The sequence below is a fragment of the Bradyrhizobium sp. BRP56 genome (genome assembly GCF_020194035.1).
Lineage (GTDB): Bacteria > Pseudomonadota > Alphaproteobacteria > Rhizobiales > Xanthobacteraceae > Bradyrhizobium > Bradyrhizobium australafricanum.
Map to the genome: position 1 here is coordinate 13,214 of NZ_JADYVV010000078.1, position 14,533 is coordinate 27,746.

The following is a 14,533-nucleotide window of genomic DNA, read 5'->3' on the forward strand; positions in this document are numbered from 1 at the left end:
AGAATGCTGCAGGCAGGGCCGTCCCTCAGGGGACGTTGAAACGCCCGTCGTCTGAATTTAGGAACATGCGGCTCGCGGCGGACGAGCGGTGGCCCGGTGGGTGCCGCAACGTCCAAGGTGCGCCAAATACGGTGGGGCCCTTACGAAAGGGAGAGGACACATGAGCGGGTCGGAATTCGAGCGCGAAAACATCGTGGCAGGAACGCTGTCGGCGACCGCGGACTCGAAAGCCGCCGAGCCCGCGCGTGAGTTGCATACTTGGCGCCCCGAAGCCGAGGGCCTGTACGATCCCAGCCTGGAAAAGGACTCCTGCGGCGTCGGCTTCATCGCCAACATCAAGGGCCAGAAGTCGCACCAGATCGTCTCCGACGCGCTAAACATCCTGTGCAACCTCGAGCATCGCGGCGCCGTCGGCGCCGACCCGCGCGCCGGTGACGGCGCCGGCATCCTGGTGCAGATCCCGCACGCCTTCTTCGCACGCAAGACCGCGGAGCTCGGCTTCAAGCTGCCGCAGCCCGGCGAATACGCCATCGGCGCGCTGTTCATGCCGCGCGATGCCGCGTGGCGGAACGTGATCAAGAGCATCATCGCCGACGAGATCAAGAACGAGGGCTTCAAGCTGCTCGGCTGGCGCGATGTGCCCAGTGACAATTCATCGCTCGGCGTCACCGTGAAGCCGACCGAGCCCTACCACATGCAGGTCTTCATCGGCCGCAATGGTGCGGCCAAGACCGAGGACGATTTCGAGCGCCACCTCTACATCCTGCGCAAGTCGATCTCGCAGGCGATCTATCAGCGCCGCGACCGCGGCATGGCGGGCTACTATCCGTGCTCGCTGTCGTGCCGCACCGTGATCTACAAGGGCATGTTCCTCGCCGATCAGCTCGGCAAGTACTATCCCGACCTGCATGAGGCCGACTTCGACAGCGCGCTGGCGCTGGTGCATCAACGCTTCTCGACCAACACCTTCCCGACCTGGTCGCTGGCGCATCCGTACCGGATGATCGCCCATAACGGCGAAATCAACACGCTGCGCGGCAACGTCAACTGGATGGCGGCGCGGCAGGCTTCCGTGCATTCGGAGCTCTACGGCAAGGACATCAGCCGCCTGTGGCCGATCTCCTATGAAGGCCAGAGCGACACCGCCTGCTTCGACAACGCGCTCGAATTCCTGGTGCAGGGCGGCTACTCGCTGCCGCACGCCGTGATGATGATGATTCCGGAAGCGTGGGCCGGCAATCCCCTGATGGATGAGCAGCGCCGCGCGTTCTACGAATATCATGCCGCACTGATGGAGCCGTGGGACGGCCCGGCCGCGATTGCCTTCACCGACGGCCGCAAGATCGGCGCCACGCTCGATCGCAACGGCCTGCGCCCGGCGCGCTACCTCGTCACCAAGGACGACCGCATCGTGATGGCGTCCGAAATGGGCGTGCTGAAGATTTCGGAGGACCAGATCGTCACCAAGTGGCGGCTGCAGCCCGGCAAGATGCTGCTCGTCGACCTCGAGCAGGGCCGCCTGATTCCCGACGACGAGATCAAGGCCGACCTCGCCAAGAGCCATCCCTACAGCGACTGGCTGCACCGCACCCAGATCCAGCTCGAGGAGCTGCCGGATGCGCCGGCCAAGGGCGTGCGCTCCAACCTGCCGCTGCTCGATCGGCAGCAGGCGTTCGGCTACAGCCAGGAAGACATCGCGATCCTGATGACGCCGATGGCGGCCACCGGCGAGGAAGCCGCCGGCTCGATGGGCAACGACACGCCGATCTCGGCGCTGTCGGACAGGCCGAAGCAGCTGTTCACCTACTTCAAGCAGAACTTCGCGCAGGTGACGAACCCGCCGATCGACCCGATCCGCGAGGAAATCGTCATGAGCCTCGTCTCGATCATCGGGCCGCGGCCGAACCTGTTCGACCTGCAGGGCGTCGCCTCGACCAAGCGCCTCGAGGTGCGGCAGCCGATCCTGACCGACGCGGATCTGGAAAAGATCCGCTCGATCTCCGACGTCGCCGAGACCCACTTCAAGTCGCGCACGCTCGACACCACCTTCCACGCCGGGTTCGGCGCGGCGGGCATGGAGCAGGTGCTCGACGAGCTCTGCGCGCGCGCCGAGGGCGCGGTGCGCGAGGGCATCAACATCATCATCCTGTCGGACCGCATGACCGGCACCGACCGGATTCCGATCCCGTCGCTGCTGGCCTGCGCCGCCGTGCATCATCACCTGATCCGCACCGGCCTGCGCACCTCGGTCGGCCTCGTCGTGGAATCCGGCGAGCCGCGCGAGGTGCATCACTTCGCCTGCCTCGCCGGCTACGGCGCCGAAGCGATCAACCCCTATCTCGCGTTCGAAACCATCCTCGCGATGAAGGACCGGCTGCCCGGCGCGCTCGACGATTACGAGATCGTCAAGCGCTACATCAAGTCGATCGGCAAGGGCCTGCTCAAGGTGATGTCCAAGATGGGCATCTCGACCTACCAGTCCTATTGCGGCGCGCAGATCTTCGACGCGGTCGGCCTGAAGGCGGATTTCGTCGCCAAGTATTTCGCCGGCACCCACACAAGGATCGAGGGCGTCGGCCTCGGCGAGATCGCCGAGGAGACCGTGCGGCGCCACACCGACGCGTTCGGCGACGGCCAGATCTACAAGAGCGCGCTCGATGTCGGCGGCGAATATGCCTACCGCACCCGCGGCGAGGACCATGCCTGGACCGCGGAATCGGTCTCGACACTGCAGCATGCCGTGCGCGGCAATTCGCAGGAGCGCTACCGGGCGTTCGCCAAGATCCTCAACGAGCAGTCCGAGCGTCTCTTGACGCTGCGCGGCCTGTTCCGGATCAAGAGCGCCGAGGACGACAAGCGCAAGCCGGTCAAGCTCGAGGATGTCGAGCCGGCCAAGGACATCGTCAAGCGGTTCTCGACCGGCGCGATGTCGTTCGGCTCGATCTCGCGCGAGGCGCACACCACGCTCGCGATCGCGATGAACCGGATCGGCGGCAAGTCGAACACCGGCGAAGGCGGCGAGGAGTCCGATCGCTTCAAGCCGATGCCCAACGGCGACTCGATGCGCTCGGCGATCAAGCAGGTCGCCTCGGGCCGGTTCGGCGTGACGACGGAATACCTCGTCAACTCCGACATGATGCAGATCAAGATGGCCCAGGGCGCCAAGCCTGGCGAAGGCGGCCAGCTGCCCGGCCACAAGGTCGACGCGACGATCGCCCGCGTCCGGCATTCGACGCCCGGCGTCGGCCTGATCTCGCCGCCGCCGCATCACGACATCTACTCGATCGAAGACCTCGCTCAGCTGATCTACGACCTCAAGAACGTCAATCCGGACGGCCAGGTCTCGGTGAAGCTGGTGTCGGAGGTCGGCGTCGGCACGGTTGCCGCAGGCGTCGCCAAGGCGCGCGCCGACCATGTGACCATCGCGGGCTTCGAGGGCGGCACCGGTGCCTCGCCGCTGACCTCGATCAAGCATGCCGGCTCGCCGTGGGAGATCGGTCTTGCCGAGACCCATCAGACGCTGGTGCGCCAGCAGCTGCGCAGCCGCATCGCGGTTCAGGTCGACGGCGGCTTCCGCACCGGCCGTGACGTCGTGATCGGCGCGCTGCTCGGGGCCGACGAGTTCGGCTTCGCCACCGCGCCCCTGATCGCGGCGGGCTGCATCATGATGCGCAAGTGCCACCTCAACACTTGCCCGGTCGGCGTCGCGACCCAGGATCCGGTGCTGCGCAAGCGCTTCACCGGCCAGCCCGAGCACGTCATCAACTACTTCTTCTTCGTCGCCGAGGAAGTCCGCGAGATCATGGCGCAGCTCGGCTACAAGACGTTCGACGAGATGGTCGGCCAGGTCCAGATGCTGGACCAGACCGCGCTGGTCTCGCACTGGAAGGCCAAGGGCCTCGATTTCTCCAAGCTGTTCGTGCGGCAGAAGGAGGAGAAGGGCCAGACGATCTATCACTCGGAAAGCCAGAACCACCATCTGGAAGCCGTGCTCGACCGCCGGCTGATCGGGAAGGCGCAGGCCGCGCTCGATCGCGGCGCCCCGGTCAAGATCGAGGAAGAGATCAACAACACCGACCGTTCCGCCGGCGCGATGCTGTCGGGCGCGGTGGCCAAGATCTACGGCCATGCCGGCCTGCCGCTCGACACCATCCATGTCGGCCTGAAGGGCACGGCGGGACAGGCGTTCGGCGCCTGGCTCGCCAAGGGCGTCACCTTCGAGCTCGAGGGTGAAGGCAACGATTATGTCGGCAAGGGGCTCTCGGGCGGCTGCATCATCGTCAAGCCGCCGAAGAACTCCGGCATCGTGCCGGAGGAGTCGATCATCGTCGGCAACACCGTGATGTACGGCGCGATCGCGGGCGAGTGCTACTTCCGCGGCATCGCCGGCGAGCGCTTCGCGGTGCGCAACTCCGGCGCGGTCGCGGTCGTCGAGGGCGCCGGCGATCATTGCTGCGAATACATGACCGGCGGCATCGTGGTGGTGCTCGGCAAGACCGGACGCAACTTCGCGGCCGGCATGTCCGGCGGCATCGCCTATGTGCTGGACGAGGCCGGCGACTTCGACAAGCTCTGCAATCTTTCGATGGTCGAGCTCGAGCCGGTGCTGTCGGAGGAGATGATCAACGCCGACACCTACCACCACTCCGGCGATCTCGAGGCGCATGGCCGGGTCGACGTGTTCCAGAACCTGCTCGACTCCGACGTGGAGCGGCTGCATGTCCTGATCACGCGTCACGCCAAGCTGACCGGCTCGAAGAAGGCGGCGGAGATCCTCGCCGACTGGAAGAGCTGGCTGCCGAAATTCCGCAAGGTGATGCCGGTGGAGTACCGCCGCGCGCTGAAGGAAATGAAGGCGAACGCCGACGCCGAGCCGAAGATCGCGATCGGCGCGTAGGGTTCATCACGCGTCATTCCGGGGCGCGCAAGGCGCGAACCCGGGATCTCGCAAGGCAACTTCAAGATTCCGGGTCCGCGCCTTCGGCGCAGCCCGGAATGACGGAACAACTGAGATGCAGGGGCATCGGGTTTCAATGGGTAAGATCACAGGTTTTCTCGAGATCGAGCGGCATGACCGCAAGTACGAGCCGGTCGCCGATCGACTCAAGAACTTCAGGGAATTCGTCATTCCGCTGAGCGAGAAAGACACGCGCGACCAGGCTGCGCGCTGCATGAATTGCGGCATCCCCTATTGCCACGGCACGGGCTCGACCGCGCCGGGCACGCCGGGCTGCCCGGTCAACAACCAGATCCCCGATTTCAACGACCTCGTCTATCAGGGCAACTGGGAAGAAGCCTCGCGCAACCTGCACTCGACCAACAATTTCCCCGAATTCACCGGCCGCATCTGCCCGGCGCCGTGCGAGGCGTCCTGCACGCTCAACATCGACGACAACCCGGTCACCATCAAGACCATCGAATGCGCGATCGTCGACCGCGCCTGGGACAATGGCTGGCTGAAGCCGGAAATCGCCGCCCAGAAGACCGGCAAGAAGGTCGCCGTGATCGGCTCGGGTCCCGCCGGCATGGCCGCCGCGCAGCAGCTCGCGCGCGCCGGACACGAGGTGCATGTCTACGAGAAGTTCGCCAAGGCCGGCGGCCTGCTGCGCTACGGCATTCCCGACTTCAAGATGGAGAAGGGCATCATCGACCGCCGCGTGGCGCAGATGGAGGCCGAGGGCGTCACCTTCCATTACGGCAAGGCCGTCGGCGGCTCGACGCCGGGCGCGATCGATCCGCAGGAGCTCGCCAAGCAGTATGACGCCGTGGCGCTGACCGGCGGCGCGGAAGCCCCGCGCGACCTGCCGATTCCCGGCCGCGAGCTTTCCGGCATCCACTTCGCGATGGACTTCCTGCCGCAGCAGAACCGCCGCGTCTCCGGCGAGCCGCTGAACGGTGCCGCCGACATCCTCGCCGGCGGCAAGCATGTCGTCGTGATCGGCGGCGGCGATACCGGCTCGGACTGCATCGGCACCTCGTTCCGGCAAGGCGCAAAGTCGGTGACCCAGCTCGAGATCATGCCGGCGCCGCCCGAGCACGAGAACAAGGGCGTGACCTGGCCGAACTGGCCGCTGAAGATGCGCACGTCGTCGAGCCAGGCCGAAGGCGCGGTGCGCGAATTCGCCGTGCTGACGACCAAGTTCGAAGGCGTCGACGGCAAGGTGACGAAGCTGCATTGCGTCAAGGTCGACGATAAGTTCAAGCCGCTGCCCGGCACCGAGTTCACGCTCGACGCCGAGCTCGTGCTGCTGGCGATGGGCTTCGTCCATCCGGTGCACGAGGGTCTGCTCAAGACGCTGGGCGTCGAGCTCGATCAGCGCGGCAACGTCCGAGCCTCTCTGCACGACTACCAGACCTCGCGCGCGAAGATCTTCTCAGCCGGCGACATGCGCCGCGGCCAGTCGCTCGTGGTCTGGGCGATCCGAGAAGGCCGCCTGTGCGCGCGCTCGATCGACACCTTCCTGATGGGGAAGACCGATCTGCCGGGGTAAGCGCCCCGGCGGCTTCGCATATCGCTACTCACCGCTAATGGCGGCAAGCTTCTCGGCTTCCGAAAGAACTTTGGCGTGGTAGCGCTTCGCGCGGTCGTCATTACAAGCAATCAAAGTCGACATTGCGCGTGTTGAAATTAGGTTGCCTTGGCTTGACCTCGACCACAGGCACGCCCCGTCGCCGAAGCCTTTCAAGGATGCTTTGCGAAGAAGTCATCTCCCTGAGCCGGAAGGTGAACGCATATTCCATTCGACTTTGAGAGACCCACGAAGAAGGAGCCCAGAGCGGCTTGGGCGCTTGGATTCAAATGAATTTCTGGTTCCTGAACAATGAAGATGGGTTGGGGACCGTGTCGATGCGAAGATCGGAAGGCATTAAGAGCCCCAATCAGAACAGGCAGAACTTGGCTACAGCCGAAGCCAACGTCGCAAATATTGTGGCGCTTGCCGTCAAGATCAATAAGACAGATTTCGAAGTGGCGTTGAGTTAACGCGTTCAACTCGACGCCTCGCGACGCTGAGGTCGGTATTTGATAGAGAAGTTTACTCGGTGGCGAACGTCACGGTCACCGTACGTCAAATCAAATTCAATCGGCGTCAGAACATGATTGCCATGCACGATATCAACGAACGTGCCCAATTGCTCAAATGGCCCATTGAACACTATGGGCACAGAGGTCTCAGCTTGACTTAAGGACTGCGCCAGAAAATTTATCGCGCTGATAGCGCTAGACTTACCCGAACTATTCTTCCCGACAAAGATGTTGATCTTGGCAAAATCAAAGCTCTGATTCCGATAGGCACGAAAATTTCGAAGACGAAGCGAGTGGAGCACAGGTCACCCGATTAAGTGAAGAGGCCGCAACCTTTACGAAACAATATTTAGAACCCATACCCGATAGTTGCAAATCTAGCGCTTTGCGTCCCGCTGGCATAAAGTCTTATGAGTTCGATCATGCATTAGCTCAGTTCTGCACCCGCACACCCAGCATCACCACCGTCGATGCCGAGCTCTGTCCCGGCTGGTTGGAATCCAGCCAGTCGCGGCGCAGCGTGCCCTTGATCCAGAGGCTGCGGGTCATCTTGTAGATCAGGTCGCCTGACACCGAGTAGATCGTGTCGTTGCGGTTGTCGCCCTGGTAGTCGAGCGTGCCGTAGGTGAACTTGCCGATGCCGGTCAGCCAGCGGCGGAAGTCGTGGTCGACCTCGACGGTGTAGGTGCGCGACAGCACGCCCGAGGTGCCGGGCAGCGTGGTCTCGCCGAGCTGGGTGTCGGAATAGAATTTGGCCGTGGTCAGCGGCGTCGCATTCCAGGTCAGCGAGGCGGTGGTCAGCAGGCCCTTGAGCGGGCTAAGCCGCGGATCGACATAGTCGCGCCTAGCATAGCCGATCGAGACCTCGCCGAACAGAATCCGGGTGAACTCGAACGATGTGCCGACCTTGGCGTAACCGCCCGACGAATTGCGCGCGTAACCGTTGCGGTCGAGATAGAGATCATGGAAGCGGCTGTCGCCCTCCACTTCCACGAACGGCTTCACGGCCGGATTGAGCTCATAGCTGACGCGGCCGACACCGCCATACTGCGTGAAGTTGCGATCGTCGTTGGACGACGAGGTGCCGTCGGTCAGCTTCGACCACTGATAGTCGGTGCGGTCGACGGTGCCGCCGAGCGAGACCTGCATGCGGTTGAAATTCTGGTCGATGCCGAAGGTGCCGCCGACGGTGGTGTAGATCGGATATCTGGCGAGGCCGGCCTGCACGTTCGGGCTGCCGGGATTGTCGGTCGAGACCAGCAGGCGGGCCTGCCCCAGGAGATGCGTGTCTCTTGAGACGTCGAGCCGGCCGTCGATATGACCGGTGAAATTCGGACGGTCGATGTCGAGCGGCGCCGACAGCGGGGTGCCGTTGGCGTTCGGCGTCAGCTCGGAGCCATAGCCGGTGAAGGAGCCGCGCAGATCCGCGACGACGGCGTGACGCTCCCAGTCGGAGACCGCGAGGAATTCCGGCGCGACCATGTAGAACGCCCTGCCCTGCGGCGAGTAGAGCCGGCCCGGATTGGTGTCGTAGCCGGCCATCACCTCGACCGCGGTCTTGACCATGAACGAGCCGGCGTAGTCGCCGACCGCGCCGAACGGATCGTCGTCGATCTTGAGCCGCTTGCGCGGCGGCTGGCCGACGATGGTGCCGGCCATCGCCGGCGGCAGCGGCGTCTTGTTGGCGGTCTCCGAGGGCGGGATCGATAGCCGCAGCTGCCCCGTGGCGTTCAATGGCGCCGGCGTCGGCGACGGCGAGCCGGGTCCTGCCGGCGGCTTCGGTTTGGCCTGACCCGGATAGTATTTCGGCTTCTGGCGCTTGCGGTTGAGCGAGTCGTAACCCGACGTCGAGGCGCCGTTCGCCGCGGGGAGCCCGTAGGTCGGGACCTGTCCGATCCGCGTCGTCGTTGATGTCGATGAAGACGAGGACGAACGGCGATCGCGATCGGCATCGGGCAGCTTCAGGCCATTGAGGGGATCCATGGCGTCGGCCGTGGTCCGGCGCAGCGGCGAATCCTGCGTGATCACTTGGCTCTGGCGATTGGGGCTGAACAGATCGGGCGTCACGGTCTGGGCTTCGGCGAGCCCGGTGGCCACGGTCAGCGCCAGGACGGTCACGGCAGGGCATGGCAAAACCGCGCGGACAAGGCGTCCACGCCGGTCTTGGCCGCTTGCTGGCCGCCGCAACACGATGGAAAAACTCCAACGAATTCACATACTTGCCGGACGCACTCCACCGGGCGGCGGAAAACGTCGTTAATGGAGTTAAAACAATTATGGTTAATGAGCCGTTGAGGATCGGCCGCCGCGCGTCGCATCGCGGAATCGAACGTGCTAAGGGAGATGCCCGGGTGCAAAACCCCTCCCCTGGAATCCTAAATGGCCAAACCGAAACCGCTGATGACCAAATCATCCGGCCCCGATGACGGCGCCGTTCAATCGGCGCTCCGCACCCTCGATGCCGAAGCAAGCGGCGTCGCAGCCATCTCCGCGGCACTGAAGTCCGACCTCGGCGCGCCGTTCGCGGCCGCGTCCGAGTTGATCGGCAATGCCAAGGGACGGCTGATCGTCACCGGGCTCGGCAAGTCCGGCCATATCGGGCGCAAGATCGCCGCGACCTTTGCCTCGACCGGCACGCCGGCGTTCTTCGTGCACGCCGCCGAAGCGAGCCATGGCGACCTCGGCATGATCACGATCGATGACGTGATCCTGGCGCTGTCATGGTCCGGCGAGCAGCCGGAGATGCGCAACCTGATCGCCTATGCCGCCCGCTTCGGCATTCCGCTGATCGCGATGACGGCCGACAAGGACTCGACGCTGAGCAAGGCCGCCGACGTGCAGCTGACACTGCCGAAGGCCCGGGAGGCCTGCCCGCACAATCTGGCGCCAACCACCTCCTCGCTGATGATGCTGGCGCTCGGCGATGCGCTGGCGATCGCGCTGCTCGAGGGCCGCGGCTTCACCTCGACCGATTTCAGCGTGCTGCATCCGGGCGGCAAGCTCGGCGCGCTCCTGAAATATGCCCGCGACCTGATGCATGGCGGCGACACGCTGCCGCTGAAGCCGCTCGGCACCAAGATGTCGGATGCGCTGGTCGAGATGACCTCCAAGGGTTTTGGCTGCGTCGGCATCGTCGACCGCCATGGCCATCTCGTCGGCATCGTCACCGACGGCGATCTGCGCCGGCAGATGCGCCCCGACCTTTTGACGCTGTCGGTCGACGAGGTCATGACCAGGACGCCGAAGACGATCAGCCGCGATACGCTCGCCGGCGAAGTGCTGGAATTGCTCAACGCCTCGAAGATCACCACGCTGATCGTGACCGACGCCAAGAAGCCGGTCGGCATCATCCATCTGCACGATCTGCTGCGCGCGGGCGTGGCGTAGCGCAAGCTTCCCCCGTCATTGCGAGCCAACGGGTCGCGCGAATGCGCGCCCGATGACAGGCTCCGCGAAGCAATCCATCTCTCCTCTTGCGGGAAATGGATTGCTTCGTCGCTTCGCTCCTCGCAATGACGATGATTACCTCGGAAACCGCGCCGCGGTTTCCTCCAGCGGCAGGGCCAGCGCGTTGGCGAGGTAGGAGACCGTGCGGTAGAAGCCGCACAAGAGGATGATCTCCAGGATCTGGTCCTCATCGTAATGCGCCGACAACGCCGCGAATTCCGCGTCATCCAGCGTCGCGCGGACATGCAGCGCGTCGACTGCCGCGATCATTGCCTGTTCGGCCTGCGACCAGCAGCCGGCATCGGCCGGACCGCGCACGGTGGCGTGGACCTGCTGCTCCGTCAGTTCGGCGGCTGCGCCGAACGCCGTGACGTGGACGCCCCATTCATATTCGCAGGCATTGAGTGCGCAGGTGCGGTCGATCACGATCTCCCGCGCCCGCAAGGGAAGCGGCCCGCGGTCCAATAGGCTGCCGCCGCGAAACCTCTCCCAGGCGCGCGGATGGCCCGCCATCACGCGGAACAGCACCAGCGGTGGCTTGCCGCGCATGATGCGGTCGAAATGCTGTTGAACGTCCGCCGGATAGGGCGGATCGAGCGGCGCGAGGCGTGACATGGGCTGATCCCGTTGCTACATTTAATGTAGCGATACGCTACAATATCTGTAGCGACCCGCAAGAGGAATTCAAAAGGAATTTGCGACATGCCGAAGCAGGGTCCAGTCACAAGACCCGGCGTCCGCGGCTCGCGGACCGGCCGCCCGATCATGGCGCTGCTCGATCTATTGGGACGGCGTTGGACCTTGCGGATCGTCTGGGAGCTGCGCGAGGGCGCGCTGACCTCGCGCGCGCTGCGCACGGCCTGCGACGAGGCCTCGCCGACGATCCTGCAGACGCGATTGACCGAGCTGCGCGAGGCCGGCTTCGTCGAACTATCGGAGGAGGGCTACGGCCTCACCGCGCTCGGCCGCGAGTTATTTGCGACATTCACGCCGCTCAACCGCTTCGCCGAGCGCTGGAGCAAGCAGGGCGGCAGCTAGACCTCGGCGGCCGTCAGTTTGTAGCCCGCATGAGCGGAGCGACATGCGGGACCGGTTTCCCCGGGTATCGCGGAGCCTGTCATCGGGCGCGCATGCGCGCGACCCGTTGGCTCACCCGGGCTACGGATTACTCGCCCGAAGCAGCATCCGACGCTCGGGGCCGAGTCGTCGTCAATGGCTCAGGCCAGACTAAGCGATCGCCACCGTCAGGCTGGCGCCGTCGGCGCGGACCACCTTCACCCGGCTGCCGGCCGGCGCATCGGGGCCGGCGACGCGCCACACCGTATCGTCGATCCGCACCGTGCCTGATCCGTCAACGATCGGCTTCTCCAGCGTGAATTCGCGGCCGACCAGGGCTTCGTTGCGGCGGTTGAGGAAGGGATTGGTCTTGCTTGCCGCCGTCGCGCCCTTCGCGAAATGCCGCCATGCCGGCACCGCCAGGGCGGCGAACACTGCGAACATCAAGAGCTGTATCTGCCAGGACGGCGTGAAGGCGAACGACAGCAGGCCGACCAGCAGTGCCGCGAGCCCGAGCCAGAACAGGAACACCCCGGGCGCCGCGAGCTCCAGCGCCATCAGGATGAAGCCGAAGATCAGCCAGTTCCAGGTACCCAATGTCGAAAACATCTCGGCCATGACGTGATCTCTACCATTGCGGGCGCGACGCCGTCACGCCCTCACCGCTGCGGCGGCACCGGCGGCGGCGCCGTCGGGCCGGCCGGCGGCACCGAGCCGCCACGCCGTGCTGCGGCCGTAGCGGACGCCGCACTCTCGCCGAAGGTGGCGCGGGCGATCTCGCCGATGCCGGCCAGCGAGCCCAGCACGCTCGAGGTCTCGATCGGCAGCATCAGGACCTTCTGGTTCGGCGACTCCGCAAGCTGGCCGAACGCCTTGATGTACTTGTCGGCGATGAAATAGTTCAGCGCGGCGACGTCGCCCTTGGCGATCGATTCCGACACCATCTGGGTCGCCTTGGCTTCGGCCTCGGCAAGCCGTTCGCGCGCCTCGGCGTCGCGGAAGGCGGCTTCGCGGCGGCCTTCGGCCTGCAGGATCTGACCCTGCTTGGCGCCCTCGGCGCGCAGGATTTCGGATTGCCGCTGGCCCTCGGCCTGCAAGATGTCGGCGCGCTTGACGCGCTCGGCCTTCATCTGCCGGCCCATCGCCTCGACGAGGTCGGCCGGCGGCACGATGTCCTTGATCTCGATGCGGTTGACCTTGACGCCCCAGGGCGACACCGCGGCGTCGACCACGCGCAGCAGCCGCTCGTTGATCTCGTCACGATGCGACAGCACCTGGTCGAGATCCATCGAGCCCATCACCGAGCGGATGTTGGTCATGGTCAGGACGGTGATCGCCTGGTTGAGATTGGCGACCTCGTAGCTCGCCTTGGCGGCATCGAACACCTGGTAGAACGCGACGCCGTCCACCGTCACGGTGGCGTTGTCCTTGGTGATCACCTCCTGCTCGGGGATGTCGATCACCTGCTCCATCATGTTGATCTTGCGCCCGATGCGATCGAAATAGGGCACGATCAAATTGAGGCCGGGGGACAGCGTGCGGGTGTATTTGCCGAACCGCTCGATGGTCCAGTCAAAACCCTGCGGAACGGTCTTGACCCCGGCGAACAGCGTAACGATGACGAGAAGAACAAACGCGATCGCGAAAACGTCGAAGCCAGTCATAAAGTCCTCCAGGGCCGGCGAGACCGTCGCCAGTCACGGTCGTGCATTGGTCGGCAGGACCGCTCCGCCGGTTCAGCCGGCTGTTGTTCTCCCTAGCACATAGGAAGCTGCTGTCGGATGACCAGATGCCAACGAATGCCCGTGCCCGGTGTCACGGATCGTTAACAATCAAATCCAGCCTTGCTAGATCCAGCCTTTCTCAAATCCAACCTTGCAGCTCGCGCAGCACGAGCTGGCGGATCACGTCCATGCCGCCGTCACTGTCGTTGAGGCACGGGATTGCCGCAAACTGCTCGCCGCCATTGTGCCGGAAGATCTCGGCATTCTCCTGCGCGATCTCCTCTAGCGTCTCCAGGCAATCGGCGGAGAAGCCGGGCGTGACCACGGCAATGCGCCGCACGCCGTCCTTGGCCAGCTTCTCGACCGTCTTGTCGGTATAAGGCTGCAGCCACTCGGCCTTGCCGAAGCGCGACTGGAAGGTGAGGATCAGCTTGTCGGCATCGAGCCCGAGCCGCTTGCGCAGCGCATTGGTCGTGGCGATGCATTGCGCCTGATACGGATCGCCCTTGTCGACATATTCCTTCGGCATGCCGTGGAACGACGCGACGATGATCTCGGGCTGGAACGGCAATGTCGCGAGATGCGCATTGATCGAGACCGCGAGCGCCTCGATGTAGTCGGGATCGTCGTAGTAAGGCGGCGTCACCCGCAGGATCGGCTGCGCGCGCATGCCGGCCAGCACGCGAAACGCCTCGTCGCAGACGGTCGCCGACGTCGCGGCGGAATATTGCGGATAGAGCGGCACCACCAGGAGCCGGCCGCAGCCCTGCGCCGCCAGCGCCTCGATGCGCTGCTTGATCGAAGGGTTGCCGTAGCGCATCGCCCAGTCGACCACGACGTGGTCGTGATCGGCGATCGCCTCCGCCAGCTTGTCGGCCTGCGAGCGCGTGATGGTCTTCAGCGGCGACTCGTTCTTCTCGGTGTTCCAGATCTTCAGATAGTCGCGCGCCTTGCGGGCCGGACGGACCCGCAGGATGATGCCGTTGAGGATCAGCTTCCAGAGCAGGCCCTGATCCTCGATCACCCGCGGATCGGACAGGAATTCCTTGAGATAGACCCGCACGCCGGCGGCATCCGCCGTATCGGGCGTGCCGAGATTGACCAGCAGCACGCCGACGCGTTCCGGCTTCGGCCCCGCGGCAGGCTTCGCGCTCTCGAAGGGGATCACCGTGCTCATGATGGCCTTGCGCTTGATATCCTTCGCCTGGGAGCTTTGGGCTTCGCGCGTTGCTCCAACCTTGTCAAGCCGAGTGCGGGTTGGCTACGTTCCCGTGCGGAATAA

General features: G+C 64.7%; 10 protein-coding genes. 5 read left to right on the top strand and 5 right to left on the bottom strand.

What is annotated here, in order from left to right:
- The first annotated feature begins 160 nt into the window (after positions 1–160).
- The 3 genes from gltB (at position 161) to I6F38_RS36735 (ending at position 6,982) form a co-directional block, all read left to right on the top strand.
- Positions 161–4,897: a glutamate synthase large subunit gene (gene gltB / locus I6F38_RS36725; RefSeq protein WP_225163833.1), complete on the top strand. Its 4,737-nt coding sequence runs from the start codon at positions 161–163 to the stop codon at positions 4,895–4,897.
- A gap of 136 nt (positions 4,898–5,033) precedes the next feature.
- Positions 5,034–6,491, top strand: a complete 1,458-nt coding sequence (locus I6F38_RS36730) for a glutamate synthase subunit beta (protein ID WP_225163834.1) — start codon at positions 5,034–5,036, stop codon at positions 6,489–6,491.
- 308 nt (positions 6,492–6,799) lie between these two features.
- Positions 6,800–6,982 carry a hypothetical protein gene (locus I6F38_RS36735; protein WP_225163835.1) on the top strand — a complete coding sequence of 61 codons (183 nt, stop codon included), beginning with the start codon at positions 6,800–6,802 and terminating at the stop codon, positions 6,980–6,982.
- A gap of 474 nt (positions 6,983–7,456) precedes the next feature.
- Here the strand turns inward: I6F38_RS36735 and I6F38_RS36745 are convergent, their stop codons facing one another.
- A complete protein-coding gene (locus I6F38_RS36745) occupies positions 7,457–9,142 on the bottom strand; it encodes an outer membrane beta-barrel protein (protein ID WP_225163837.1) in 1,686 nt (561 codons plus the stop codon).
- Positions 9,143–9,403: 261 nt separating this feature from the next.
- Here I6F38_RS36745 and I6F38_RS36750 point away from each other — a divergent pair, with 261 nt between their 5' ends.
- A complete protein-coding gene (locus tag I6F38_RS36750; protein ID WP_225163838.1) occupies positions 9,404–10,411 on the top strand; it encodes a KpsF/GutQ family sugar-phosphate isomerase in 1,008 nt (335 codons plus the stop codon).
- A gap of 135 nt (positions 10,412–10,546) precedes the next feature.
- Here the strand turns inward: I6F38_RS36750 and I6F38_RS36755 are convergent, their stop codons facing one another.
- A complete protein-coding gene (locus I6F38_RS36755; protein WP_225163839.1) occupies positions 10,547–11,086 on the bottom strand; it encodes a carboxymuconolactone decarboxylase family protein in 540 nt (179 codons plus the stop codon).
- A gap of 87 nt (positions 11,087–11,173) precedes the next feature.
- On the opposite strand from I6F38_RS36755, the gene I6F38_RS36760 reads away from it, so the two are divergent.
- On the top strand, positions 11,174–11,509 hold the full coding sequence (locus I6F38_RS36760) for a helix-turn-helix domain-containing protein (RefSeq protein ID WP_225163840.1): 336 nt from the start codon (positions 11,174–11,176) through the stop codon (positions 11,507–11,509).
- A gap of 189 nt (positions 11,510–11,698) precedes the next feature.
- Here I6F38_RS36760 and I6F38_RS36765 read toward each other — a convergent pair whose 3' ends face one another.
- The 3 genes from I6F38_RS36765 to hemH form a co-directional block, all read right to left on the bottom strand.
- Positions 11,699–12,145 (bottom strand): NfeD family protein, encoded by a 447-nt coding sequence (locus I6F38_RS36765; protein WP_028332871.1) that lies wholly within the window; start codon positions 12,143–12,145, stop codon positions 11,699–11,701.
- A 41-nt stretch (positions 12,146–12,186) separates the two neighbouring features.
- Positions 12,187–13,191, bottom strand: coding sequence for an SPFH domain-containing protein (locus I6F38_RS36770; protein ID WP_225163841.1), 1,005 nt, complete (start codon positions 13,189–13,191; stop codon positions 12,187–12,189).
- A 199-nt stretch (positions 13,192–13,390) separates the two neighbouring features.
- A complete protein-coding gene (gene hemH / locus I6F38_RS36775) occupies positions 13,391–14,428 on the bottom strand; it encodes a ferrochelatase (protein ID WP_225163842.1) in 1,038 nt (345 codons plus the stop codon).
- Positions 14,429–14,533: the final 105 nt, after the last annotated feature.

Coding starts and splice junctions, on each gene's coding strand:
- gltB (WP_225163833.1), top strand. CDS start 161: ATGAGCGGGTCGGAATTCGAGCGCGAAAACATCGTGGCAGGAACGCTG.
- I6F38_RS36730 (WP_225163834.1), top strand. CDS start 5,034: ATGGGTAAGATCACAGGTTTTCTCGAGATCGAGCGGCATGACCGCAAG.
- I6F38_RS36735 (WP_225163835.1), top strand. CDS start 6,800: ATGAATTTCTGGTTCCTGAACAATGAAGATGGGTTGGGGACCGTGTCG.
- I6F38_RS36750 (WP_225163838.1), top strand. CDS start 9,404: ATGGCCAAACCGAAACCGCTGATGACCAAATCATCCGGCCCCGATGAC.
- I6F38_RS36755 (WP_225163839.1), bottom strand. CDS start 11,086: ATGTCACGCCTCGCGCCGCTCGATCCGCCCTATCCGGCGGACGTTCAA.
- I6F38_RS36760 (WP_225163840.1), top strand. CDS start 11,174: ATGCCGAAGCAGGGTCCAGTCACAAGACCCGGCGTCCGCGGCTCGCGG.
- I6F38_RS36765 (WP_028332871.1), bottom strand. CDS start 12,145: ATGGCCGAGATGTTTTCGACATTGGGTACCTGGAACTGGCTGATCTTC.
- I6F38_RS36770 (WP_225163841.1), bottom strand. CDS start 13,191: ATGACTGGCTTCGACGTTTTCGCGATCGCGTTTGTTCTTCTCGTCATC.
- hemH (WP_225163842.1), bottom strand. CDS start 14,428: ATGAGCACGGTGATCCCCTTCGAGAGCGCGAAGCCTGCCGCGGGGCCG.